The 22250-nt window shown below is 70.4% G+C and carries 23 protein-coding genes and 2 pseudogenes; 13 read left to right on the forward strand and 12 right to left on the reverse strand.

The features are described from left to right. Positions 1-59: 59 nt before the first annotated feature. Positions 60-701, forward strand: a pseudogene (locus AB0E90_RS28495) (lytic polysaccharide monooxygenase); the annotation flags it as partial. Here the strand turns inward: AB0E90_RS28495 and AB0E90_RS28500 are convergent. After that, positions 695-859 carry a glycine zipper domain-containing protein gene (locus tag AB0E90_RS28500; protein WP_360412561.1) on the reverse strand — a complete coding sequence of 55 codons (165 nt, stop codon included), beginning with the start codon at positions 857-859 and terminating at the stop codon, positions 695-697. The pseudogene AB0E90_RS28495 and the gene AB0E90_RS28500 overlap by 7 nt on opposite strands. Before the next feature lies 1 nt (position 860). Between AB0E90_RS28500 and AB0E90_RS28505 the strand changes: the two are divergent. Then, a pseudogene (locus AB0E90_RS28505) lies at positions 861-1139 on the forward strand (cellulose binding domain-containing protein); the annotation flags it as partial. Positions 1140-1332: 193 nt separating this feature from the next. On the opposite strand, the gene AB0E90_RS28510 reads toward AB0E90_RS28505, so the two are convergent. Next, positions 1333-2271, reverse strand: coding sequence for a ribose-phosphate pyrophosphokinase (locus AB0E90_RS28510; RefSeq protein ID WP_360412564.1), 939 nt, complete (start codon positions 2269-2271; stop codon positions 1333-1335). A gap of 88 nt (positions 2272-2359) precedes the next feature. Between AB0E90_RS28510 and AB0E90_RS28515 the strand changes: the two genes are divergently transcribed. Then, positions 2360-3202: an ATP-binding cassette domain-containing protein gene (locus tag AB0E90_RS28515; RefSeq protein WP_360412186.1), complete on the forward strand. Its 843-nt coding sequence runs from the start codon at positions 2360-2362 to the stop codon at positions 3200-3202. A 21-nt stretch (positions 3203-3223) separates the two neighbouring features. Beyond that, complete coding sequence (locus AB0E90_RS28520) at positions 3224-4840, forward strand: methyl-accepting chemotaxis protein (RefSeq protein ID WP_360412189.1); 1617 nt, start codon at positions 3224-3226, stop codon at positions 4838-4840. On the opposite strand, the gene AB0E90_RS28525 is transcribed toward AB0E90_RS28520, so the two are convergent. The 3 genes from AB0E90_RS28525 to AB0E90_RS28535 all read right to left on the reverse strand — a co-directional run bounded on the left by AB0E90_RS28525 (position 4841) and on the right by AB0E90_RS28535 (position 7251). Further along, positions 4841-5494, reverse strand: a complete 654-nt coding sequence (locus AB0E90_RS28525) for an ATP-binding cassette domain-containing protein (protein WP_360412192.1) — start codon at positions 5492-5494, stop codon at positions 4841-4843. 69 nt (positions 5495-5563) lie between these two features. Next, the gene (locus AB0E90_RS28530) at positions 5564-6211 is read right to left on the reverse strand and encodes a hypothetical protein (RefSeq protein WP_360412195.1); all 648 of its coding nucleotides are present in this window, start codon (positions 6209-6211) and stop codon (positions 5564-5566) included. Between the two features lie 38 nt (positions 6212-6249). After that, complete coding sequence (locus AB0E90_RS28535) at positions 6250-7251, reverse strand: magnesium transporter CorA family protein (protein ID WP_360412198.1); 1002 nt, start codon at positions 7249-7251, stop codon at positions 6250-6252. Between the two features lie 40 nt (positions 7252-7291). Here AB0E90_RS28535 and AB0E90_RS28540 point away from each other — a divergent pair, with 40 nt between their 5' ends. Next, the gene (locus AB0E90_RS28540; protein ID WP_360412201.1) at positions 7292-8008 is read left to right on the forward strand and encodes a nicotinamide mononucleotide transporter family protein; all 717 of its coding nucleotides are present in this window, start codon (positions 7292-7294) and stop codon (positions 8006-8008) included. On the opposite strand, the gene AB0E90_RS28545 is transcribed toward AB0E90_RS28540, so the two are convergent. Both AB0E90_RS28545 and thrS read right to left on the reverse strand, forming a co-directional pair. Further along, entirely contained in the window at positions 7954-9471 is a 1518-nt protein-coding gene (locus AB0E90_RS28545; RefSeq protein ID WP_360412205.1) for a peptide-N4-asparagine amidase, read from the reverse strand. The genes AB0E90_RS28540 and AB0E90_RS28545 overlap by 55 nt on opposite strands. A 40-nt stretch (positions 9472-9511) precedes the next feature. Further along, complete coding sequence (thrS, locus tag AB0E90_RS28550) at positions 9512-11488, reverse strand: threonine--tRNA ligase (protein ID WP_360412208.1); 1977 nt, start codon at positions 11486-11488, stop codon at positions 9512-9514. 256 nt (positions 11489-11744) lie between these two features. Here thrS and AB0E90_RS28555 point away from each other — a divergent pair, with 256 nt between their 5' ends. Both AB0E90_RS28555 and AB0E90_RS28560 read left to right on the forward strand, forming a co-directional pair. Then, positions 11745-12260, forward strand: a complete 516-nt coding sequence (locus tag AB0E90_RS28555) for a SigE family RNA polymerase sigma factor (RefSeq protein WP_360412211.1) — start codon at positions 11745-11747, stop codon at positions 12258-12260. Beyond that, on the forward strand, positions 12250-12987 hold the full coding sequence (locus AB0E90_RS28560; protein WP_360412214.1) for a hypothetical protein: 738 nt from the start codon (positions 12250-12252) through the stop codon (positions 12985-12987). The genes AB0E90_RS28555 and AB0E90_RS28560 overlap by 11 nt, the downstream gene beginning before the upstream one ends. A gap of 164 nt (positions 12988-13151) precedes the next feature. On the opposite strand, the gene AB0E90_RS28565 is transcribed toward AB0E90_RS28560, so the two are convergent. Further along, positions 13152-14789 (reverse strand): CocE/NonD family hydrolase, encoded by a 1638-nt coding sequence (locus AB0E90_RS28565; protein ID WP_360412217.1) that lies wholly within the window; start codon positions 14787-14789, stop codon positions 13152-13154. Positions 14790-14836: 47 nt separating this feature from the next. Then, complete coding sequence (locus tag AB0E90_RS28570; protein WP_360412220.1) at positions 14837-15190, reverse strand: nuclear transport factor 2 family protein; 354 nt, start codon at positions 15188-15190, stop codon at positions 14837-14839. 54 nt (positions 15191-15244) lie between these two features. Between AB0E90_RS28570 and AB0E90_RS28575 the strand changes: the two genes are divergently transcribed. The 3 genes from AB0E90_RS28575 to AB0E90_RS28585 all read left to right on the forward strand — a co-directional run bounded on the left by AB0E90_RS28575 (position 15245) and on the right by AB0E90_RS28585 (position 17528). Then, positions 15245-16135 carry an RNA polymerase subunit sigma-70 gene (locus AB0E90_RS28575; RefSeq protein ID WP_360412223.1) on the forward strand — a complete coding sequence of 297 codons (891 nt, stop codon included), beginning with the start codon at positions 15245-15247 and terminating at the stop codon, positions 16133-16135. A 76-nt stretch (positions 16136-16211) separates the two neighbouring features. After that, positions 16212-16382: a hypothetical protein gene (locus AB0E90_RS28580; RefSeq protein ID WP_360412226.1), complete on the forward strand. Its 171-nt coding sequence runs from the start codon at positions 16212-16214 to the stop codon at positions 16380-16382. Positions 16383-16643: 261 nt separating this feature from the next. Then, entirely contained in the window at positions 16644-17528 is an 885-nt protein-coding gene (locus AB0E90_RS28585) for a hypothetical protein (protein ID WP_360412229.1), read from the forward strand. Between the two features lie 54 nt (positions 17529-17582). Here the strand turns inward: AB0E90_RS28585 and AB0E90_RS28590 are convergent, their stop codons facing one another. Genes AB0E90_RS28590 through AB0E90_RS28600 form a run of 3 tightly spaced genes read right to left on the reverse strand, consistent with a single transcriptional unit; the run spans position 17583 to position 19319 of the window. Beyond that, positions 17583-18020 (reverse strand): thioesterase family protein, encoded by a 438-nt coding sequence (locus AB0E90_RS28590; protein ID WP_360412232.1) that lies wholly within the window; start codon positions 18018-18020, stop codon positions 17583-17585. Beyond that, positions 18017-18649 (reverse strand): TetR/AcrR family transcriptional regulator, encoded by a 633-nt coding sequence (locus AB0E90_RS28595; protein ID WP_360412235.1) that lies wholly within the window; start codon positions 18647-18649, stop codon positions 18017-18019. The genes AB0E90_RS28590 and AB0E90_RS28595 overlap by 4 nt, the downstream gene beginning before the upstream one ends. A 52-nt stretch (positions 18650-18701) precedes the next feature. Continuing rightward, a complete protein-coding gene (locus AB0E90_RS28600; RefSeq protein WP_360412237.1) occupies positions 18702-19319 on the reverse strand; it encodes a TMEM175 family protein in 618 nt (205 codons plus the stop codon). 288 nt (positions 19320-19607) lie between these two features. Here AB0E90_RS28600 and AB0E90_RS28605 point away from each other — a divergent pair, with 288 nt between their 5' ends. The 3 genes from AB0E90_RS28605 to AB0E90_RS28615 are packed head-to-tail and all read left to right on the forward strand — an operon-like array spanning position 19608 to position 22210. After that, the gene (locus tag AB0E90_RS28605; protein ID WP_360412240.1) at positions 19608-21362 is read left to right on the forward strand and encodes an ATP-binding protein; all 1755 of its coding nucleotides are present in this window, start codon (positions 19608-19610) and stop codon (positions 21360-21362) included. Then, complete coding sequence (locus AB0E90_RS28610) at positions 21353-21994, forward strand: response regulator transcription factor (protein WP_360412243.1); 642 nt, start codon at positions 21353-21355, stop codon at positions 21992-21994. The genes AB0E90_RS28605 and AB0E90_RS28610 overlap by 10 nt, the downstream gene beginning before the upstream one ends. Before the next feature lie 21 nt (positions 21995-22015). After that, on the forward strand, positions 22016-22210 hold the full coding sequence (locus tag AB0E90_RS28615; protein WP_360412246.1) for a hypothetical protein: 195 nt from the start codon (positions 22016-22018) through the stop codon (positions 22208-22210). Positions 22211-22250: the final 40 nt, after the last annotated feature.

The following is a 22250-nucleotide window of genomic DNA, read 5'->3' on the forward strand; positions in this document are numbered from 1 at the left end:
CCACGTCCCCCAATCCCCTAACCCCTGCGGAGTTCTGAGCCCTCATGTCCAGAAAACGCATGCGCCTGCTTGTCAGCGCCATCGCCGGCGTACTCATCGCCGCCTTCGCCATCGCCATACCGGTCGGCCCCGCGTCCGCGCACGGCAACGTTCTCAGCCCTGCCTCCCGCAACTACGGTTGCTGGCTGCGATGGGGCGACAAGTTCCAGGATCCGGCCATGGCCACCGAGGACCCCATGTGTTACCAGGCCTGGCAGACCGATGTCCAGGCGATGTGGAACTGGAACGGCCTCTACCGGGAGGGTGTCGCCGGCAACCACCAGGGCGTCATTCCGGACGGTCAGCTGTGCAGCGCCGGCCAGACCCAGAACGGCCGCTACAAGGCCATGGACACGGTCGGTGACTGGAAGGCCACCACGGTCGGCAACAGCTTCAACGTCCAAGTCTTCGACCAGGCCCTGCACGGCGCCGACTACCTGTGGGTGTACGTCACCAACCCCGGCTTCGACCCGCGCACCACCGCGCTGAAGTGGTCGGACCTCACCCGCGTCTCGGTCGTCGGCAACACGCCGGCGTCGCAGTGGACCGCGGTGACCGGCGGCGTGCAGCTGAACATCCCGGTCTCGCTGTCCGGCCGCACCGGGCGCGCCATGGTCTACACGATCTGGCAGGCCAGCCACATGGACCAGTCGTACTACTGGTGCAGCGACATCGACTTCGGTGGCGGCGGCACCACGCCGACCACCTCGCCCACCACGGCGCCGACGACGGCTCCGACCACGGCGCCCACCACGGCCCCGACGACCACGGCGCCCACCACCAGCCCGACCACGACCCCGACCGGCGCCTGCACGGCCACCTACGCGCTGACCAGCCAGTGGTCCGGCGGCTACCAGGCCGACGTCAAGGTCGCGGCCGGAACTTCGGCGATCAAGAGCTGGACGGTACGCCTCACCTACGCGAGCGCGCCGACCATCCAGCAGACGTGGAACGCCACCAGCACGGTCAGCGGGACCGTGGTGACGTCGACGAATGCCAGCTACAACGGCGCGCTGGGCGCCGGTGCCAGCACCTCGTACGGCTTCATCGCCAACGGCACCGCGTCGGCGCCGACCGTCACCTGTACCGCGACGACCTGACGCACCCCTTCTCAAGGCCGGGGCGGCCCGCTACAGTCATTTGGGAGCGCTCCCAGCATTGACCTTCACAAATGAAGGGAGACCCACCAGTAACTCTTGCGTGACACCGGTTCCACGAGGCACCAATCCGTCCACATGGACTGGAGCGGGGGTCGGGACGCCCTCCCCGTACCCCCGCTCACCCCAACTCGAATCAAGCGAACAGCGCGCTGACCGACTCACCGTTGTGGATGCGGCGCATCGCCTCGGCGAGCGCCGGCGCCACCGACAGGACGGTCAGCTTCTCGGTGACCTTCTCCGGGGGAATCGGCACCGTGTTGGTGCAGACGATCTCCTCGATCTCCCTCTCGCCGGAGAGCCGCTTGATCGCGTCGTTCGTGAACAGGCCGTGCGTGCAGGCCACCCGGACGCTGCGCACGTTCCGTTCGCGCAGCCGGTCGAGCAGTTCGAACACCGTGCTGCCCTTGGCGATCTCGTCGTCCAGCACGATCACGTCGCGGTCGGTGACGTCGCCGATCACCGCGCTGATCACCACCTTGTCGTCGGCGAAGCGCTGTTTCGCCCCCGCCGCGACCTCGACGCCGAGCAGCCGGGCGAAGGCCGCCGCCTCCTTGGCGTTGCCCAGGTCGGGCGAGACCACCACGGTGTTGCTCAGGTCGTAACCGCGGAAGTGCTCGGCCAGCTCGCGCAGCGCGTGCAGGTGGTCGACCGGGATGTTGAAGAAGCCGTGCACCTGCGGCGAATGCAGGGTCATGGCCAGCACGCGATCGGCGCCGGCGGTGGTGAGCAGATCGGCCACCAGGCGGCCGCCGATCGAGATGCGCGGGGCATCCTTCTTGTCACTGCGGGCGTACGCGTAGTGCGGCAGCACCACGGTGATCCGGCCGGCGCTGGCGCCGCGCGCGGCGTTGAGCATGAACAGCAGCTCGACCAGGTTTTCCTGGGTCGGTGGAACCAGTGGCTGGATCAGGAAGACGTCCTTCTCCCGGCAGTTGCCCTGCAGCTGAACCTCGATGCAGTCGTTGGCGAACCGGGAAGTCTTGGTCGGCATCAGCGGCACGCCCAGATGGAGGCATATCTCGGCGGCGAGCTCGGGGTGGGCGGATCCGGAGAATACGGCGATGTCACGCACAAGGATCACCCTAAAAGCATGCCACCAGAAACTTGCGAGCGACCTTTGGCGGGTCGTAGGACCAGCGGATCTCCACTAGTTTGATGCCATGAACGGACTCGCCGTGGTCTGCCGCCGCGTCGTGCACATCTACCGCGCCGAAGCCGGTGACGTGGTCGCCCTCGCCGGGGTCGACCTCTCCATCGCGCCGGGCGAGACCATCGCGCTGGTCGGCCCGTCCGGTTCCGGCAAGTCGACGCTGATCGCCCTGCTCGCCGGCCTGATGCGCCCCTCCGCGGGCAGCATCAACATCGGCACCTATGACATGGGCAAGCTCTCCGACGGCGAGATCTCCCGCCTGCGCGGCACCGAGGTCGGCGTGGTCCTGCAGGGCGCGTCGCGCAACCTGCTGCCCTATGCGTCGCTGCACCGCAACATCTGGCTGGCGCAGCGGCGGGCCGCGCACACCCGCGGCATCAAGCTCGACGACCCCGACCGCATCCTCGACCTGGTCGGCCTGCCCGGTCAAGGCCGGCAGCGGTTGTCCGACCTGACCCCGGGCGGCCGGCAGCGTGCCGCCCTCGCGGTCGGCATCGCCACCGGGCCGGGCCTGCTGCTGGTCGACGAGCCCACCAGCCGGCTCGACACGGCGGGCCGCGACGAGGTGCTGGCCGCGATGGAGACGGTGAACGCCGAGCGCCAGACCACGATCGTGGTGGTCACCCACGACAACGAGGTGGGCGCCCGGCTGGGCCGCGCGGTGACGATCCGCGACGGCCGGGTCGGCGCCGAGGGCCGCGACGGGCAGGATTTCGCGGTGGTCGCCGGCGACGGCACCGTCCAGTTGCCGCCCGAGGTGCTGGGCAGTTACCCGCCGGGCACGCTGTTCACCGTCCAGCACGTCGACGGCGAGGTCACGCTGGTGCCGGGCGGAAGCGAACACGTCGCGTAGCTTTCCTCGATAACATCGGTTGTGAAATTCCTACGGCGGATGCGGGTCACGACCCGCCTGGTGGCCGGATTTCTCCTCCTGGCGCTGTGTGTGGTGGCCATCTGGGTGGCCGCTGTGTGGTCGGCGGACAGCACCCGGAGCACGGCCCAGGCGCTGGCCGGGTCGGAGGCCCGGCTCGACGCGGCCCAGCAGCTCAAGTACCGGGTGACCGACGTGAGCGGCTGGCAGGCCGGCTACGCCTTCAACATCGTGCGCGGGGCGAGGAACGCCACCGCCGACACGGCGCCGGAGCGGAGGGCCTTCCTCGCGTCGATGGACAGCTTCGTCACCGAGCTGAACGAGATGGCGGCGCTGCCGCTGACCGCCGCCGAGCAGGATGACGTGACCACGATCCGGACCGCCTTCGGGAAGTTCCAGGACATGGACGCCACGGTGATCGCCGCCTACCGGGCGGGCACCGCCGCGCAGACCGCCAAGGCCAACGACCTGGTCGCCGGCTCGGGCCTCGACCTGTACGCGGTGATCGCCGGCGGCGTCGACCGGCTGCTCGCGGCCGCCCGGCAGCAGGAGGCGGTGGCGCACCGGGAGGCGGTCCGCACCGCCGACCGGACCAGCCGGGTCGCGGCCCTGGTCGGCAGCCTGACCCTGGTGGTCTCGGTGGTGCTCGCGATCCTGCTGGCGCTGTCGATCATCCGGCCGCTGGGCGCCCTGCAGGACCGCCTCGCCGACATCGCCGAGGGCGACGGCGACCTGACCCGGCGGTTGGAGACCACCGGGCACGACCAGTTCACCGACGTCAGCCGCTCGTTCAACCGGTTCGTCGACAAGATCGCCGCGACGGTACGGGAGATCCGCGACTCGGCCTCGACGGTCGCGCACGCCAGCGAGACGCTGACCACCACCGCGATCCAGATCATGGTGGACGCCAAGGCGACGTCACGGCAGTCCGGCGAGGTCGTACTGGCCGCGGACGAGGTCGCGGCGCGCGTGCGCACGGCCGCGGCCGAGGCCTCCTCGATGGGTGGCTCGCTGCAGACGATCGCCGGCACCGCGGCCGAGGCGAGCCGCGTCTGCGAGCAGAGCATGCGGGCCGCCCGGGCAACCCAGGAAGTGATCGGCCGGCTCGTCACCTCGAGCGAGGAGATCGGCGACGTCGTCAAGGCCATCACCGCGATCGCCCAGCAGACCAACCTGCTCGCCCTCAACGCGACCATCGAGGCTGCTCGGGCCGGCGAATCGGGCAAGGGCTTCGCGGTCGTGGCCGGCGAGGTGAAAGAGCTGGCGCAGGAGACCGAGAGCGCCACCGGCGACATCACCGCCCGGGTCCAGAGCATTCAGCAGGACACCGCCACGGCCACCGGAGCGATCGACGAGATCGTCGAGATCGCCGGCCGCCTGACCGTCTTCCAGTCCACGATCGCGGTGGCAGTCCAGGCGCAGACCGACACCACCGACGAGGTACGCCGCAACATCAGCGAATCGACGACGAGCACGGCCGACATCGCCACCAACATCGCCACCATCTCGGCGGAGGCGCAGACCACGACCAGCGGCGTGCTCGACATCAAGCAGGCGACCGAGGAGTTGTCCGAGCTGAGCAACGGCCTGCGCGCGCTGGTGGGGCAGTTCCGGATCTGATCAGGGGCGGGCCCAGATCGCCTCGCCGTCGGCCAGGTGCAGCTCGCGGTCGCAGGCCGCAGCGGCCTCCGGGTCGTGGGTGGCGAAGACGACCGCGGCGCCCCGGGTCGCCTCGGCGCGCAGCAGCTCCATCACCCGCACCCGGTTGGCCGCGTCCAGTTCGCTGGTGATCTCGTCGGCCAGCAGGACGTCGCCACGCAGCGCCAGGCCGCGGGCGATCGCGGTGCGCTGCTGCTGCCCGCCGGACAGCTCCTCGATCAGCTGGTTCGCCTGCCCGGAGAGGCCGAGTGGCTCGAGGGCCTCGGCCGTGCGCCGGCGTGCCTCAGCGGGCGTGCCGCCGGTCGCGATGACCGCGACCGAGATGTTCTCGGCGGCGGTGAGGATCGCGGCCAGCCCGTTGTCCTGCGGGATCAGCACCACGCCCAGCCGCACCGCGTGATCGCGGTCGGCCAGCGGCTCGTCGTCGACGAGAACCTTGCCCGCGACCGGGTGCAGCAGCCCGGCCATCGCGCTGAGCAGCGTCGACTTACCGGCGCCCGAGGTGCCGGTCACGGCGAGGATCTCGCCCGGCCGGGCGGTGACCGAGACGCCGGTCAGCACCGGCCGGCCGTCGTCCCAGGCCAGGTCGGCCCCGTCGACCGTCAGCGTCTTCACACGATCAGCTCCTAAGTTCCTCGATCGATACGGCGGTGCGGGTCGCCGCCGGCGGCGACGGTCGTCCGGTCAGCCGGACGGTGCGGGTCGCCGCCGGTTGCGGAACGTGGCGAGCGGGGTGAACACCGGGTCCGGGCCGGTGCCGGCCCGGTAGAACGGGTTGCTCCAGTAGATGCCGTCCGGCTCGGCCAGTTCGTAGATCGCCACCACCTTGAGCTTGATCGGCTCGGCCAGCAGCGTGTCCCGCAGCGGCAGGGTCTGCCCCACCGAGAGGCCGAGCTGCTGGGCGGTGCTGCGGCTGATCGCCGTCTCGAGCGACGCGGCCGGGCAGGATCCTTCCAGGCGAAGGTGGGCGCAGTAGTCGTCGCGGTAGGCCACCGGCATGGGCTGCTGCCCGCTCCGCCCGGCCTGGTCGAGCGACTGCACGAGGCCGACGGCCGGAGCGGCGGCGGGCAGCGGGAGCTTCGGGCCGACCAGGTCGGTGAACTGCCGGATCGAGGCGCTCGGGTCGCCGTTGGTGACCACCCGCTGCCGGATGGACAGGATCCGCTGGTCGGCCGGGGCGGCGGCGACATCGGCCGCGGTCGACCGGTCGGCGGCGGCCTCGGCGAACCAGGGCGCCGCGGCGGCCAGGGCGGCGGCCGGCGCGGTTAGGATCAGCACGGTCAGCACCTGGGCGCGGCGCGTACGCACCGCGCCCCAGATGAGTGCCAGCATCCCGGCAGGCTACGCCAGGAGCGGGGTCTGCGTGTGCCCTACAGCCAGTGACGGCGGCGCAGGTAGAACCACAAACCGCCGGCCGACAGCACGAGCAGGACCATGCTCTGGACGTAGCCCCAGGTCTTCTCGAAACCAGGGTACGGAAGGTTCTGTCCGAAATAGCCGGTGAGGGCGGTCGGCACCGCGATGACCGCGGCCCATGCGGCCAGCTTGCGGGTGATGTCGTTGAGCGCGTTGCCCTGCTCGGCCAGGTCGGCCTGCAGCAGGCCCTCGATCCGGTCACGCAGGTGCTCGACCTGGTCGGACGCGTGCCGCGCGTGGTCCTCGACATCACGAAAGTACGGTGCCAGGTCGTCGTCGACCAGGCCGAGGTCCTTGCGCATGGCCTGACCGACCAGCTCCGGCATCGGCGCGACCGCCCGGCGCAGCGCCGCCACCGTCTTGCGCAACCGCAAACCACGCATGCGTACGGCGCGGGGGGCGCCGCCCTCCTCGAGCAGCACGTCCTCGACGCCGTCCATCGCCTCGTCCAGCTGCTGGGAGGCGGTGATGTGCCCGTCGACCACCACGTCGAGCAGGCCGTGCAACAGGAACGCCACCCCGCCCGGCTCGACGAGCTTGTCGTCGGCGTCCCACCGCTCGACGAACTTGGCGGTGTCGCTCGGCGCCTTACGGACGGTGATCAGCGCGCGGTCGGTGACGAACGCGCTGATCTCGGTCTTCCCGAACGGCGGCTCGGCGGGATCGGTGGAGACGTCCACGGCGTACACGTTGAGGAAAAGGTGTTCGGGGTAGCGGTCGAGCTTGGGCCGCTCGTGCTCCTCGGTGGCGTCCTCGACGGCCAGCGGGTGCAGGTGGAACTCGGCGGCCACGGCGGCGAGATCGGCCTCGGTCGGCCGGTAGAGGTCGAGCCAGAGCACCGCGTTCGGATGGGCGGCGAGCTTCTCGTGCACCTGCTCGGCGGGAAAATCCTCGGCGATGACCCGGCCGTTCTCATACAGGCGGGTCTCGGCGGGGCAGGAGGGGGCGTTCACCATCACACTATGCCCCACCGTCGTGACGGCAATACCATGAGCCGTGACCTGGTTCGATCACGTCCTGACCTCGTTCTACACCGCTAAGTGGCAGGTGACCGCCGACCAGGCGATCTATTACCGGGAGATCGTCGGCAACGCCTTCGGGCTCGGCTCGGCGCTGTTCGGCCTGCGCCGCAACGCGTGGGCCTGGCCGGTCGGCATCGTCGGCAACGTGCTGCTGTTCACCGTCTTCATGGGCCAAGCAATCGGCAACGATCAGGGCACCCCGTTGTACGGGCAGGCGTCCCGCCAGGTCTTCTTCATCATCACCAGCGTGTACGGCTGGTGGACCTGGCGGCGCAACCGGGCCCGTACGCATGGCGCCGCCGTCACCCCGCACTGGGCCTCGCGGCGGCAGCGAGCCTTCTTCGTCCCGGCCGCCCTGGCCGCCGTGGTGGCCTGCTTCGTCGTCTTCCGCGCGGTCGGCGCCGGCTTCCCGGTCCCGTGGTGGTACTACCTGGCCGACTCATGGATCTTCGTGGGCTCGATGCTGGCCACCTACGCGATGGCCCGCGGCTGGGTGGACTTCTGGCTGTGCTGGATCGCCGTCGACCTGGTCGGAGTGCCCGAGTTGCTGCACTTCCGCTACTACCCGTCGGCGATCCTCTACGCCGTCTACGCCGCGTTCGTGATCTGGGGTTTCGTGGTGTGGCTGCGGATCTCTCAGGTGGAGGGCGGGACCACAACCCCGTTGACGGTCGCGACCGTCCGGTCGTAGCGGCCGGCGATCTGGTAGCGCTCGCTTGTCGTCGCGGTGGCGTGGCGCTGGTCGCGGGGGACGTCGAGCAGCCAGCTCGCCTCGCCGGTGAACGTGTCGGTGACCGGGCCGCGGGCGTCGGTCATCCGCATCGTCGTGGTCAGGCGGTTGTCGGCGCCGATGGTGATCGAGCCGTCCAGGGCGAACCGCTGCGCCAACCTCGAGACCCGGCCGCCGGTCACGCTGGTGGCGTCGTCGGTCCAGGTCGCCTGCAGCGCGTCCGGGTTCTCGCCGTCACCCCACGTGTGCGTGCTGTCGTTGCCGACGCGCTGCGTGACCGCCGCGGTAACCAAACCATGCGAAGTCCGCAGATAGCCGGTCGAGACCAGCGCATGACCGCCGTGCACGACCACGGAACGGTCGCCGGCCGTGACACGGTTGGTGAGCGGAGACAAATGCGAGGCGACCAGCGCACCGGTCACCCGGGTGGCGCCGTGGTCGCGCCAGCCGAGGAAGTTGACCGGGGTGTCCCAGCCGGACTGACCCGCCGGCACGCCGACGACCCGCACCGACACCCGGTGGGCGACGCCGTCGGTGAGCAGGCCGAGGTAGGGGGTCAGGTCGTAGTTGATCGGGCGGATGTCGAACGCCCGGGGCGCCGGCACGACATACCAGAGGAAGGGGTTGGACCAGCCGCCCGTGTAGACGTGCGGGAACGGCGCGGCGATGCCGGCGACCTTGCCGTCGAGCAGCACCTGCACCTCGCGATAGGGGCCGGGGTCGGCCGGGCAGGAGTAGCCGGTGGCGGACGGCGCGGTCAGGTACCAGAACTCCTCGCAGCCACCGCCGGAGCCGGTCGCGTAGACCTCGGCCAGCAGCCGTTCGGTGTTGCGGGCCACCGTCACGGTGCCGGTCAGGTCGGGCCCGTCCCGCCCCTGGTCGGCGAGCGGGAGCACGTCATCGGCGGTGTCAGTCGAGCGCCCGGCGTAGAAGGTCAGCGACACGCGCACGTTCAGCACGCCGGTGTAGGTGTCGTCGACCGTGTTGCCGAGGTACATGTTCACCGTCTGCGGCGAGCGCAGCAGCGCGGCGTAGGACGTCACGTCCTTCTCGACCGACCAGGCGATGCCGTCCGGCGACGGCTCCGGCGTGGAGGTCTTGAAGACCTCGACCCCGCCGATCGTCAGCCAGCCGAGCCGGTCGTACTGCCGGCCCTTGACGGTGCCGTCGAGTCGGAGAACCACCTTGCTCCACGGCCCGCGGCACGGCGGCGTGTACGAACTGACGTAGGTGTCATAGCCGGCGAACGCGTGGTCCACGATGGTCGTGGAGCAGGATTTTCCCAGCGGCGGGACGATCGGCGGCGCGGCCGTGCGCGGATCGTCCCAGTCGGTGCCGAACTCGGCGGGCGGCATGGCGGCCTGCGCGGGTGACCCGGAGAACAGCACGAGCCCGGCGGCAGCGACGGCGATCAATCTGCGCATAAAGATCACCTTGCCACCACCGGGCATCGACGTCCATATATCAGGCGGCGGACGGCCCCACATTGGTGCGCGACTTCACGATCTCGGCCACGTGCGCCACGGCCTCGTCGATCGAGACGCCGTTGCGCTGCGAGCCGTCCCGGTAGCGGAACGACACCGTGCCCGCGGCCACGTCGTCGTCGCCGGCGATCGCCATGAACGGGATCTTCTGCTGCTGGGCGGTGCGGATCTTCTTCTGCATCCGGTCGGTGGAGTAGTCCACTTCGGCCCGGATGCCCTCCTTACGAAGGCGCGCGACGAAATCAGCCAGATAGTCGGCGTGGTCGTCGCGGATCGGGATGCCGACCACCTGCACCGGCGCCAGCCAGGCCGGGAACGCGCCCGCGTAGTGCTCGACCAGCACGCCGAAGAACCGCTCGATCGAGCCGAACTTCGCCGAGTGGATCATGACCGGTTCCTGGCGGGTGCCGTCGGCGGCCTGATATTCCAAGCCGAAGCGGGCCGGCTGGTTGAAGTCGTACTGAATGGTCGACATCTGCCAGGTGCGGCCGATCGCGTCCTTCGCCTGCACCGAGATCTTCGGGCCGTAGAAGGCGGCGCCACCCGGGTCGAGCACGAGGTCCAGCCCCGACTCGGTCGCCACGTCCTGCAAAACGCGAGTGGCCTTCTCCCACTGCTCGTCCGAGCCGATGAACTTGTCGCTCTTCGGGTCGCGGGTCGACAGCTCCAGGTAGTAGTCGTCCAGGCCGAAGTCGTCGAGCAACGAGCGTACGAAAGCAAGAAGGTGTTTGATCTCGTCCGGAGCCTGCTCGGCGGTGACGTAGGAGTGCGAGTCGTCCTGGGTCAGGCCGCGCACGCGAGTGAGGCCGTGCACCACACCGGACTTCTCGTAGCGGTAGACCGTGCCGAACTCGAACAGCCGCATCGGCAGCTCACGGTAGGACCGCCCACGCGACCTGTAGATCAGGTTGTGCATCGGGCAGTTCATCGCCTTGAGGTAGTAGTTCGCCCCCTCGAGCTCCATCGGGGGGAACATCGTGTCCTTGTAGTAGGGCAGGTGTCCCGAGGTGTGGAACAGCCCTTCCTTGGTGATGTGCGGCGACCCGACGTACTGGAAGCCCTCTTCGATGTGCCGGGCGCGGACGTAGTCCTCCATCTCGCGCTTGATCACCCCACCCTTCGGGTGGAAGACGACCAGACCCGACCCGATTTCATCGGGGAAGGAGAAGAGGTCCAGCTCGGTGCCCAGCTTGCGGTGGTCGCGGCGCTCGGCCTCGGCCAGACGATTGAGGTACGCCTTGAGCTCGTCCCGAGACGGCCACGCCGTCCCGTAAATGCGCTGGAGCTGCGGGTTCTTCTCGCTTCCGCGCCAGTAGGCGGCGGCCGACCGCATCAGCTTGAACGCCGGGATGAAACGGGTCGACGGCAGGTGCGGGCCGCGGCACAGGTCGCCCCAGACGCGCTTGCCGTCCTTGTCGACGTTGTCGTAATGGGTCAGCTCGCCGGCGCCGGTCGCGGCCGCTTCCTCATCGACGTCGCCCTTGATGTCGACCAGCTCGAGTTTGAACGGCTCGGAAGCCAGCTCGACCTTGGCCTCGTCGAGCGAGGAATATTCGCGGCGGCGGAACGTCTGGCCGGCCTTGACGATCTCCTGCATCCGCTTCTCGAGCTTGCCGAGGTCGTCGGGCTGGAACGGCTTCTCGACGTCGAAGTCGTAATAGAACCCGTCGGTGATCGGCGGGCCGATGCCCAGCTTGGCCTCCGGGAACACGTCCTGCACGGCCTGGGCCAGCACGTGCGCGGTCGAGTGCCGCAGCACGTTGAGGCCGTCCGGCTCGTCGATCGCGACCGGCGTCACGTCCGTGTCCAGCTCAGGCGCCCAGTCGAGGTCGCGCAGACGGCCGGCGGCGTCCCGGACCACCACGACCGCCTTGGGGCCCGACGTCGGCAGGCCGGACTTGGCCACCGCATCGGAGGCCGTGGTCCCGGCCAGGACTACTAGTGGAGCGGCGGACACGGTAATTCTCCTTCGACGGTGGACGCGGACCGCTGCTGATGCTATCCGGCCGAAAAATGTGGTGCGGAGCGAGCAACCTTTCCGGGCGTGGCGGCCACTGAGTGAGTTGAGTCCTGTCGCCCCCCGATTGTTGGACTCCGCCCGGTCGGCCGGTACCCACGAGCCGGTCGACCGGGTGGCCCCTTCAAGATCGAACCGTGAGCGGCGGAATCACGTACCGGAGAGGGATTGATCGACCAGCGATGGGAACACCCGCGTGAGCGAATCCGAAACTGCCTTCCAGCGGTTCTTCGAGCAACATCACGCGGATTTATCACGACTTGCCTACCTTCTCACCGGCGAGACCGGGGCGGCCGACGACCTGGCCGCCGACGCGTTCGTGGAGGTGTGGCGGCACTGGACGCGGGTGTCCGCGGCGGACAGCCCCCTCGCGTACGCCCGGGGGATCGTCGCCAACCTCGCCCGGCACTGGATCAAGAAGCAGAGCAAGGAGCGACTCGGGCTGCGGGGCCTGAGCCTGCTCCGCCGGCCCGGAGAGGCCGACACCACCGCGGTGCTCGACGTGCGGGTGGCACTGCGGCGGCTCCCGCAGCGGCGGCGCGAGTGCGTGGTGCTGCGGTACGCGTTCGACGTGCCGGAACGTGAAGTGGCCGACATCCTCGGCATCTCGGTGGGGGCGGTCAAGAGCCAGACCTTCCGGGGCGCCGCCCAGCTCAGTGAATACCTGCAGGACCTACCGGTAGCGACAGGAGGTGGACCACGTGCCCGATAACCGCGACCTCCGCAACGTGCTGCGCGACGAGGCCGAGCGGCATCTCCCCGATCGGGCGGCCATGCTGGGCCGGATCGACGAGCGGCGGGCCACCGCCCCGAACCGGCTGGTGGCCCTCTTTCGCCCCGTCGCGCCGGGCCCCCGGCGTGCGCTGAACGTTCTCCGGCCGGTCGCCGCCGCGGTCGCGGTCGCCGGCGTGCTGGTCGCCGGCATCACCGGGATCAATATGGCCGGCGGCGCGCCCGACCCGGTGTCGGCAACTCCGATGCCACCAGTAGCCCCGTCGATCAGCCCTTCCACTGTCCCCTCTCGCAAATCGACGGCGGAGCCCCCGAAGGCGACCCACCGCAGCTTCCTGACCGCGACCGCCTCGCTCAACCCCTACTCGATCGACAACTGGGGGCAGAGCGACCTCGTCCTCGCCACGACCGGCACGATCACGGCGCTCGACGTGACCGTGCGGATCGCGAAGAGCCCAGGGCTGCGCTCGACCGGCAAGTGGACGTCGATACCGGCCGAGCTGATCACGGTCGCCGAGAGCAGCACCAAGAAAGACCTCGTCTACCGGTTCACGCTGAAGCCGGGCGCGACCCTGGCGCCGGGCAGCTACACGTTCGCGGCGCAGTACAACCACGCCGCCGGCGCCCGGTCGATGAGCGCCGACTCGTACGAGGCGACCGCCACGGCCGGAAAGACGGCGCACGTCGAGGGCGACTATCTGGATTGACTCCAATATGTGGGTACTCGGTTGACGGTTACCAACCGCCACCATGAGGAGCCCACCGTGACCAGGCCCACGACCACCGACGCCGGGATTCCGGTCGCCGGCGACGAGCATTCGCTGACGGTCGGGCCGGACGGACCGCGGTGGCCGCCGTTCTGCGCGGGGCGTCAGCGAACGACCGGCAGCTCCAGCCGGGACGGGCCGAGGGTGAGGCGGTGCCGGGCCGGGACCAGCGTGGTGCCGGTGCCCGGGTTCTCGTCGGTGCCCAGGTTGCGGGTGAACTGTGGGTAGCAACCGCCGGCGACGAGCAGGCGGATGCGGGCGCCGGCCGCGAAGCGGTGCGCGACCGGCATCAGCGAGATCCGAACCGGCTGTGAGTGGTCCCGTTTCGGGTCGAGGCCGAGGTAGCCCTCGGTGACGTTGCGGGACCGCCCGGCCGGGTCCACCTCGCTGACCCGCACGAACAGGTCGGCGTGCGGGTTGTCGCTGCGGTGCGCGAGCTCGACGACCGGCACGCCGTGCACCTCCAGCGCCGCCGGGAGCGGCTCGCCGGTGAAGGCGAGCACGTCGGGACGGGTGGCAAGCCGGGAGTCGTCGACGTAACCGCCGCCGTCCAGCAGCGGTCCGCCGAACGCGGGCGTCGGGTTGGCCGGGTCGAAGGTGAAGCCGGCCTCGGACTCCGCACCCGGTTCCGTCGCCAGAGCCGCGCCGGGGCGCGGAAAGAGCGTCAGCGAGGTGCTGGGTGGCGGCCATTCGTCCAGGTCACGCCAGTCGCCGGTGCCGGTCACCCGCAGGTGTACGGGGGTAGGCCGAGCCAGCGGCCGCCCGCCGAGCTTCGCACCGAGCCAGTCGAGCGTCTCGGGGATCAGCATCGGCGCCCCGTCTCGGATCACCCCCTTGTGCGTCCACGGCCCGATGGTCAGCGCCACGTCGCGGCCCAGCGACCGCAGCCGCTGATACTGCGCGTAGGTCTGCTCAAGGAACAGGTCCTGCCAGCCGGAGTGCAGCAGAATCGGGATCTCCGCCTTCTCCAGCGCCGCCCCGAACCGCATCGGCGCCCAGTAGGGGTCGTTGTCGATGTCCGGCCGGGTGACCCGGTCACGGAACCAGCGTGCCCCGCCCGCGTAGTGCCGCTCCCCCGCGTCGGCGAGCGGCAGATCGGTGAAGACCGGCCGCAGCGCCCGGGTGCGCGCCGGCATCGCGACCGCCTCGCGCAACTGGCCCCACAGCAGGCCCGGCTGCTCGTCGGTGCGCGGCTGCCGGTTCATCATGTCGCTCCACCCGACCAGGTCGAGGTTCATCGCGCCGTGGCCCCACGAGTGCCACGCGAAGTCGTGCGGCCCGACCGTGATGACCGCGGCGGCCATCTCCGGCGGCGGGTCGACGAGCAGCGCCCACTGGGTGAAGCCGAGGTACGACGGCCCGACGGTGGCGAACGTGCCGGTGAACCAGGGCTGGGCCACCAGCCAGGCGACCACGTCCCGCCCGTCGGCCAGCTCGGTGCGCATCGGGTCGAAATCGCCGTCCGAGGCCGCGGTGCCGCGCGACGCCACGAAGAGCACGTGGTAGCCGCGGGCCGCGTACGGCCGGGCGTAGAGCATGTCGAACGGCGCGCCCAAGCCGTAGGGGCCGCGGACCAGCAGCGTGCCGGCCGGCTCACCCTCGGGCGCGTAGTGGTGCGCCGCGAGGGTGAGGCCGTCGCTCGTCGGGATGCGCAGCTCCCGCTCGACGTCGTATCCGCCGGCCTCGCCGGGCAGTTTCAACACGCGGGTGACCAGACGGTCGAACAGCTTGGCACGCGGCATCGGCGGAGCCCTCTCGCGTCGGAAGCGGTTGATCACCAACTCTGCCCTTACCGGGCCGCCCGCGCCAGGTGGAACGGCAGCCGATCGAACAGGAACCGGCTGTGGGTGATCAGGCCACCGGCCACCGTGACGCACTCGGCGCCCGGCGCGCTCGCCACCAGAGCGGACGCGGTGTCGTACATGAGCATCGCCCGCTCGGTGTCGCCGAACGCGGCGATCATCTCGGTGCCGGTGAGCGACATGGCGAACGGTTCGAGGAACGCCCGGTAGGCGGCGGCGCCCTCGATCCGGCCGGCCGGCGCGTCGCAGACGATGTCGCCGGCGAGGTAGGCCATCGCGGCGTCCAGGTCCTTGCCGGTCCAGGCGCGGTGGTAGGCGAGTGCGGTGTCCAGAGGTGTCATACCGGTAGAGACACCACCGCGGGCGGAAACGGAACGGCATGCCAGGATCGGCCGGTGGACGATCACGCGTTCGCGGCCGTCGTCGAGCCGCACCGGCGCGAGTTGCTGCTGCACTGCTACCGGATGCTGGGCTCGCTGACCGACGCCGAGGACGCCCTGCAGGAGACGTTGCTGGCCGCGTGGCGCGGGATGGACGGCTTCGAGGGCCGATCGTCGCTGCGCACCTGGCTCTACCGGATCGCGACCACCCGCTGCCTGAACGTCCGCCGCGGCGCGTCCCGCCGGGTGCCCGCGCCGGTGCCGCCGTTCGAGCCGCCCGCGCCGACCCGCCTGGGCGAGGTGACCTGGCTGCAGCCGTACCCGGACGCGCTGCTCGACGGCGTCCCGGACGACGCGCCCGGGCCGGATGCCCGCTACGAGATGCGCGAGGCGGTGTCGCTCGCCTTCATCGCGGCCCTGCAACGGATGCCACCGCGCCAGGCAGCCACGCTGATCCTGCGCGATGTGCTCGGCTACCCCACCGAGGAGACGGCCGATCTGCTCGGGGTAACCGCCACCGCGGCGAAGGGCCTGCTGCAACGGGCCCGGACCGCCGCCGGCGACGACGGGCCGGCGGCGACACCCGCGGACCAAGACCTGGTCGACCGCTTTGCGCATGCTTTTTCGGTACGGGACATGCCCGCGCTCCTGGCCCTGCTGACCGACGACGCCTGGCTCGCCATGCCGCCCGCGCCGCACGAGTATCACGGCCCCGAGGCGATCGCCGGTTTCCTGGCGGCCAGCCCGACCTGGCGCTACACCCTGCGCCTGGAACCCGCCGGCGCCAACCGGCAGCCCGCGTTCGCCTGCTTCCTCGACGACGCCCCGGCCGGGCTGCTGGTGCTGACCGCGCGCGACGACCGCATCGCCGCGCTCACCCGCTTCCTGGAGCCGGGTCCGCGCTGAGTCGCTCCGGGTGGCAACCCGGGTGCGGAAAGCCGGGCAAGGTCAACCCGGGCGGGTCCCGGTCGTTGGGACGGCCGTGACGATGCGACTGCGCGGGCAACTCGCCGCGGTGGGCGGCAGCATCGGCATCACCACCGAGGCCGGCAATCTGGGCGAGCTGCTGCGGCAGGCCGACATTGCGATGTACGCCGCCAAGGCCGCCGGCAAGGGCACGATCGAGCGTTACCGGGAACCGGCGCAGGTCTAGCGGTTTAGCCGCCGCCACGGCGGGGATTCGTGGCCCCGGACGAGGCGCGCGCCGCTGCCGTTTCGCCGCGGGTAATTATTACCGGAATGCCGATGAAGGCATCTCGGCGTATTTCCATTTCCGGTTACTTGTCGCACGTCAATCGTTCCTCGGACGACTCCATTCGTCCCACCCGCCGCAATTCCGCGGACCTGGGGAAATGATCTGAAATCGCATGCTGTGCTGGTCCGCGTGATGCCCATCGAGAGAAAAGGCAGGGAAATGAAGAAGGCAACGCGGAATCTGTTCGTCGGCGGTCTCGGGCTGCTCGCCGGGATGACGATGGCGGCCGGTCCGGCCATGGCGGCCCCGCCGCCGGACTCGCCGGCGTCGTCACCGGTCGCGGTGTGGGACCACTGGCCGCCCGCTCCGGGCGCGGGGATGCCGCTCAACTCGGGCCACCTGCTGGTGATCGCGTTCGGCGACGACGACTGGCTGCTCCGCGTGGTCGAACACGCCCTCAAGCCATCCATGGACCTGCCGCACCCCGCTCCCGGCCAGCCCGGCCCCGGCGTGCCTCCCGGCCCTGATCAGGCCGGTCCGGGTGTTCCGCCCGGCCAGCCCGGCCCCGGGCTGCCTGGCAATCCCGTCCCGCTGCCCACGCCCACCACCACCGAGACCCCGGCGCCGGCCGCTACCGAAGCCCCGAACGGCCCCGCCACACCGGAGCCGGCCCCGACCGAAACGCCGGGCGCGGCAACTCCGGCGCCCGGCGGCGCGGAAACCCCAGCGCCCGCTGTCACCGAAAACCCGGCACCTGCCGTTACCGAAAACCCGGCACCCGCTGTCACCGAAACTCCGGCGCCTGCCATCACGGAAACCCCGGCCACGCCCGAGCCGGTCGCCACTGAAACTCCGGCACCGGCCGAGCCCGTCGCCACCGAAAACCCGGCGCCCGCGGTCGCGGAGACCCCGGCCACCCCGGAACCCGCCGTCACCGAAACCCCGGCACCTGCTGTCGCCGAAACCCCGGCCACGGCCGAGCCGGTTGTCGCGGAGACGCCGAGCGTTCCGGGTGAGCCCACCGAGGTCACGCCGGAGCCGGTCGCCACCGAGACGCCGGCGACCACCGGCACCGAGACCGAGGCCACGCCCCCGGTCATCTGAGCAGCCGAATCGTTCCGGGCGTAGCGGGCCAGGCCCGCGACGCCCGGATTCGGTTCAGTCGCGCAGGAGTGTCGTGGCCAGCGCGCGGCCCTCGTCGGTCCACGGCGCGGGACGCATGGTGGCCGGATCGAGGCGCACGTTGACCCGCCGCCCCTCGGCGTGCACGGTCGCGCCGTCGAGCGAGGTGAACCGGAAGCCGTAGGCGGCGCTCGAGCTGCCCAGCTTGTCGAGCCAGAAGTGCACCGCGATCTCGCCGGTGCCGCGGACCGGCACGTGGAAGGTGATGGCGTACTCCCGGACGACGTTGAAGGCGTCCGCCGTGGTCGGCCGGCCGCCGGCGAACGAGACCCCCCGCTCGGCCCACCAGTTGGTCATCGCCCGTTCGACCAGCACGGCGTACCGCGCGTTGTGCAGCACACCCAGGGCGTCCAGGTCATCGAAGTGAACCGGCACCCGGGTGGTGTGGCCGTACTCAACAGCGGCGGCAGTCATGGAAGGTCCCCCAGAATCGTCGGGTCGGTGGCGAGCGCCGACAGGCGCTCGCGCAGGGCATGCCGGGCATGCCGGAACGTGTCGGGCCCGAAGACGGGCGCCTGCATGACGGCGCACACCCCGAGAGACTCGATCTCGTACGCCAAGCCGGCCGCATCGGTCTGCGGCCGCAGCTCGCCGGTCGTGATCGCGTCGGTGGTCAACCCGGTCAGAAACGCCATCCAGTCGGCGAGCTCGGCGGCCAGCCGGTCGCGGATCACGCCGGGTCGCGCGTTGTACTCGAAGTGGGCGTTGGCGAAGAAGCAGCCACCGGGCAGCAGTTGCGACTCGTAGAAAGCGAGACGCTGGTCGTGCACGGTCCACAGTCGCCGCGCCCCGCGGGGTGCCGCCATGGCCGGCCGGATGACCTCGTCGGTCCACTGCTGCCGGGCGTGGTCGATGACCGCCAGCTGCAGCGCTTCCTTGGACCGCCAGTGCGCGAAGAGCCCGGACTTGCTGATGCCGAGCGTCTCGGCGAGCTGCCCGAGGGATAGCCCGTCGAGCCCGGCGGTGGTGGCGAGCGGCAGGGCACGGTCGAGCACGGCGGTGCGGGTGCGCTCGCCACGGATCAGCCGGCCGTCCTCGGTCATGCCTCCGACGCTACAAAACGACCGACCGTTCGTAAATAAATCGTGTCGCCGGTCACGCCGATGAACGGGTGTGCCACCGCGACAGGAGCAGCCGCTCGAGCGGCCCGGTCAGGAACATCAGGAAGAAGGCGTAGAAGTTGATGTCGGGGAACACGCAGCCGACGATCGTGGCGATCACCTGGGTCACGAAGAAGCTCGCGTTGATCAGCACGTTCTCCCGCGGAAGCGGCGTCCGCCCCTCGGACAGCTCCGGATTGCGGTAGACGGTCAGGCCGATCCCGGCGAGCGCCGCAGTCGACAGCGCGAGGGTGGCGCCGTAGAAGAGAACAGTGCCGGCCGACGTGTGGAAGGCCGAGATGACCGCGGTCGGGATCGGCAGCAGCACGATGGCGAAGGTCCAGACCGCGCTCCACGCCACCAGCCATCCGCTGAGCCGGGAGATGTGGCGGAAGAGCCGATGGTGGCTCCACCACAATCGGAAGATCACCGCGAAGCTCAGCACCAGCGCCCCGAACTGGGACTTGTGGTCGTGGATGAGCTCGTCGAACGACGGCACCTCGGCGACGGTCTCCAGCAGCGGCAGGATCAGGAGCGTCAGGGCGATCGCGGCCACCGCGTCGGTGAACATGACCAACCGCTCGGAGCTGTCCCGCTGTTCTTTCTCGATCACCGCGACATTATGGGCGGCCGCCGTTACCTGCGAAAAGGCGGGCGGCCGGCGCAGGTTGCCGCTCCCGCGCCGACCGCGAGACCGCTCCGGCCGCCACCGGTTCGGTCCGCCTTCGCTCCCCAACCGGTCTCCGCCACGGTCCACGGGGGCGGACCACGGCGTACGGCGAAATGACCGTGAATGGGTTTGGGGTTAAACGATAGAAGCAGGTGCCGGTGGAGCAGTAGCAGGGAAAACCCCCAGTCGTCGCCTTGGCACGCCACCGGCGTGGCTGACACGATGGCTGCCATGGCTTCCGCGCTGCCGGTGCAGGGCACATCGCCGGTCCGCGCGATATCCATCGTGTCCCTGATCGCGGCGGCCACCGCCGTTCTGTCGTGGATTCCCACCTGGTCGACCGAATTCGCACTCGGCACGATCTACGTCTTCGTGGTGACCTCGTTCGCGGCCAGCGGCGTCTTCCTGCTCTCCGACCGCAGCACCAGCCGCACCGGCTGGGCGATGATCGTGGCCGCGATCTGTTACGAGGCGTCCTGGTGGTGGACGTGGCCGCCGGAGTGGGAGATCGGCCCGGCCCCGCTGATCTCGTTCCTGTTCGGCTACTGGTGGTTCGCGGTCGGCGGCCTGGCGCTGCTGCGCTATCCGGAACCGGTGCTGAGCCGCCGGTACGAACGGTGGTACTTCGTCTATTTCGCGATCTGGGTCGCCGGCGTGAAGCTGTTCATCGCGGCGGTCTCCGAGCCGGAATGGGCCGGCTGGAACCCGGACGCGTGGTGGCTGACGATCGCACCCCACCGCGGCCTGTTCGACGCCGCCAGCGCCATCTTCAAGGTCGGCGTCATGGTCCTCGCCGTCGGACTGATCGTGTTGCTGCTGCTGAAGATCCGGCGCAGCCGCGGCCTGGAACGCGCCGACAGCCTGCCCGCCTCGGCGGCCGGCATCGCGATCGGCTTCCTCGGCAGCTTCTACATCGCCGCGCAGCTGTTCCACCTGTCCAAGCCGGTCACCGACGCGCTGCGCACGATCACCGCCCTGACCGCGCTGATCGCCCCGATCGCCTTCCTGATCAGCCTCACCCAGCGCCGCCTGGCCCGCTCGGGGGTGGCCGACCTGGTGGTCCGGCTGGCCGACTGCACCTCGCTCAAGGACGTGCAGTCGGCGCTGCGCGAGGTGCTCGGCGACCCGACCATGGTGCTCGCCGTACAGGCCAGCCCGTCGCGCTACGTCACCTGCGAGGGCTATCCGCTGACCGAGCGTGAGATGGCCCGATGGCGGGTGCCGATGCCGGCCGGGAACGGCCGCTCGGTGGCGCTGCTGCTCGTCGACCCGGCCCTGCGCCGCCGCGCCGACCTGGTACGCAGCGGCGCCGTGGCCGGCGGTCTGGTGCTGGAAAATGGCCTGCTCCGCGACGACCTCGCCGCCCAGCTGGCCCAGGTGCAGGCGTCCCGCCGGCGGATCGCCGAGGCCGGGCTGGCCGAGCGCCGCCGCATCGAGCGCAACCTGCACGACGGCGCCCAGCAGTTGCTGCTGCGGGTGATGAGCAGCCTCAGCCTGGCCAAGCACCGGGCGCAACGCGGCCGCGACCCGAGCGACGCGATCGAGACGGCCGGCAACGACCTCGACGAGGCCCTCGCCGAGCTGCGCAACCTCGCCCGCGGCATCCATCCGGCGGTGCTCGGCGAGATGGGTCTGCAGCCGGCGCTGCAGGGCGTCGCCGACCGGCTGACCATCCCGGTCACCCTCGACGTCACCGCCGACCGGCTGCCCGACCCGATCGAGGAAACCCTGTACTTCGTCATCTGCGAGGCGCTCACCAACGTCATCCGGCACGCCGGCGCCGATGCCGCTGCCACGGTGCGGGTGACGCTGCGCGACGGCACGGTGGTCGCCCGGGTCGCCGACGACGGCCGCGGCGGCGCGAGCTTCGAGACCGGCTCCGGCCTGGCCGGGCTGCGCGACCGGGTGGAGACGCTGCGCGGCGACATGACGATCGCCACCGGCGGTGACGGCACCACGGTCACGGTGCGGATCCCATGCGGGTAGCGCTCACCGACGACGCGGTCCTGTTCCGGGAAGGACTGGCCGCGCTGCTGCGCGAGCTCGGCATCGAGGTCACCCACCAGGCCGGCGACGAGCGCGAGCTCCTCGACGGCATCGCCGCCGACCCACCCGACGTGGTGATCATGGATATCCGCCTCTCGGCGCACGGCGCCGAGGGCCTGCATGCGGCGGAGAGCATCCGCCGGCGGCATCCGCGGGTGGGCATCCTGCTGCTTTCGGCGTACGCGGAGACGGCGTACGCGGTCCGGCTGCTCGAAGGTGGTGCGACCGGAGTCGGATACCTGGTCAAGGACCGGGTCGGCCGGGTCGAGGTGCTCGAGGACGCGCTGCGCCGGGTCGCCGGCGGCCAGACCGCGATCGACCCCGAGATCGTGCAGCGCCTGATGGACCGGCCGAGCCGGCGCCGCCCCCTCGATCTGCTCTCCGGCCAGGAACGCAAGGTGCTTCAGCACATGGCCGAGGGCCGCTCCAACAACGGGGTGGCCGAGGCGATGTTCCTGGCCCCGAAGACGGTCGAGAAACACATCCTCAGCATCTTCAAGAAACTCGGGCTGGAGCAGCAGGAGCAGGACAATCGCCGGGTGCTGGCGGTGCTGCACTGGCTTCAGGGCTGATTTGCTGGGTAACCCATGGTCATGAGCAATCCCGATGCGGTGGAACACGAGAACAAAGTCGTCGAGAACGCGGGCGCGCACGGCGACACGTACATCACCGGCTCGAAGGAGACCGGCACGTTCCAGACCGACAAACCGCCGACGTCGGCCACCCCGGCCAACGGCAGCAGCAACGTCGGCATCAACAAGCTGCACGCGAACCGCGAAGACGAGTAGGCATCGGCCGCCGAAAATACGTCGCGGCGTGGTGGTGCCC

It is taken from the genome of Actinoplanes sp. NPDC026619 (assembly GCF_040638295.1).
Lineage (GTDB): Bacteria > Actinomycetota > Actinomycetes > Mycobacteriales > Micromonosporaceae > Actinoplanes.

What these genes read in the sequence shown, in the direction of transcription:
- AB0E90_RS28515 (WP_360412186.1), top strand. Translation starts at nt 2,360, where the DNA reads ATGAACGGACTCGCCGTGGTCTGCCGCCGCGTCGTGCACATCTACCGC.
- AB0E90_RS28530 (WP_360412195.1), bottom strand. Translation starts at nt 6,211, where the DNA reads ATGCTGGCACTCATCTGGGGCGCGGTGCGTACGCGCCGCGCCCAGGTG.
- AB0E90_RS28535 (WP_360412198.1), bottom strand. Translation starts at nt 7,251, where the DNA reads ATGGTGAACGCCCCCTCCTGCCCCGCCGAGACCCGCCTGTATGAGAAC.
- AB0E90_RS28545 (WP_360412205.1), bottom strand. Translation starts at nt 9,471, where the DNA reads ATGCGCAGATTGATCGCCGTCGCTGCCGCCGGGCTCGTGCTGTTCTCC.
- AB0E90_RS28565 (WP_360412217.1), bottom strand. Translation starts at nt 14,789, where the DNA reads ATGCCGCGTGCCAAGCTGTTCGACCGTCTGGTCACCCGCGTGTTGAAA.
- AB0E90_RS28570 (WP_360412220.1), bottom strand. Translation starts at nt 15,190, where the DNA reads ATGACACCTCTGGACACCGCACTCGCCTACCACCGCGCCTGGACCGGC.
- AB0E90_RS28585 (WP_360412229.1), top strand. Translation starts at nt 16,644, where the DNA reads ATGAAGAAGGCAACGCGGAATCTGTTCGTCGGCGGTCTCGGGCTGCTC.
- AB0E90_RS28590 (WP_360412232.1), bottom strand. Translation starts at nt 18,020, where the DNA reads ATGACTGCCGCCGCTGTTGAGTACGGCCACACCACCCGGGTGCCGGTT.
- AB0E90_RS28595 (WP_360412235.1), bottom strand. Translation starts at nt 18,649, where the DNA reads ATGACCGAGGACGGCCGGCTGATCCGTGGCGAGCGCACCCGCACCGCC.
- AB0E90_RS28605 (WP_360412240.1), top strand. Translation starts at nt 19,608, where the DNA reads ATGGCTTCCGCGCTGCCGGTGCAGGGCACATCGCCGGTCCGCGCGATA.
- AB0E90_RS28610 (WP_360412243.1), top strand. Translation starts at nt 21,353, where the DNA reads ATGCGGGTAGCGCTCACCGACGACGCGGTCCTGTTCCGGGAAGGACTG.
- AB0E90_RS28615 (WP_360412246.1), top strand. Translation starts at nt 22,016, where the DNA reads ATGAGCAATCCCGATGCGGTGGAACACGAGAACAAAGTCGTCGAGAAC.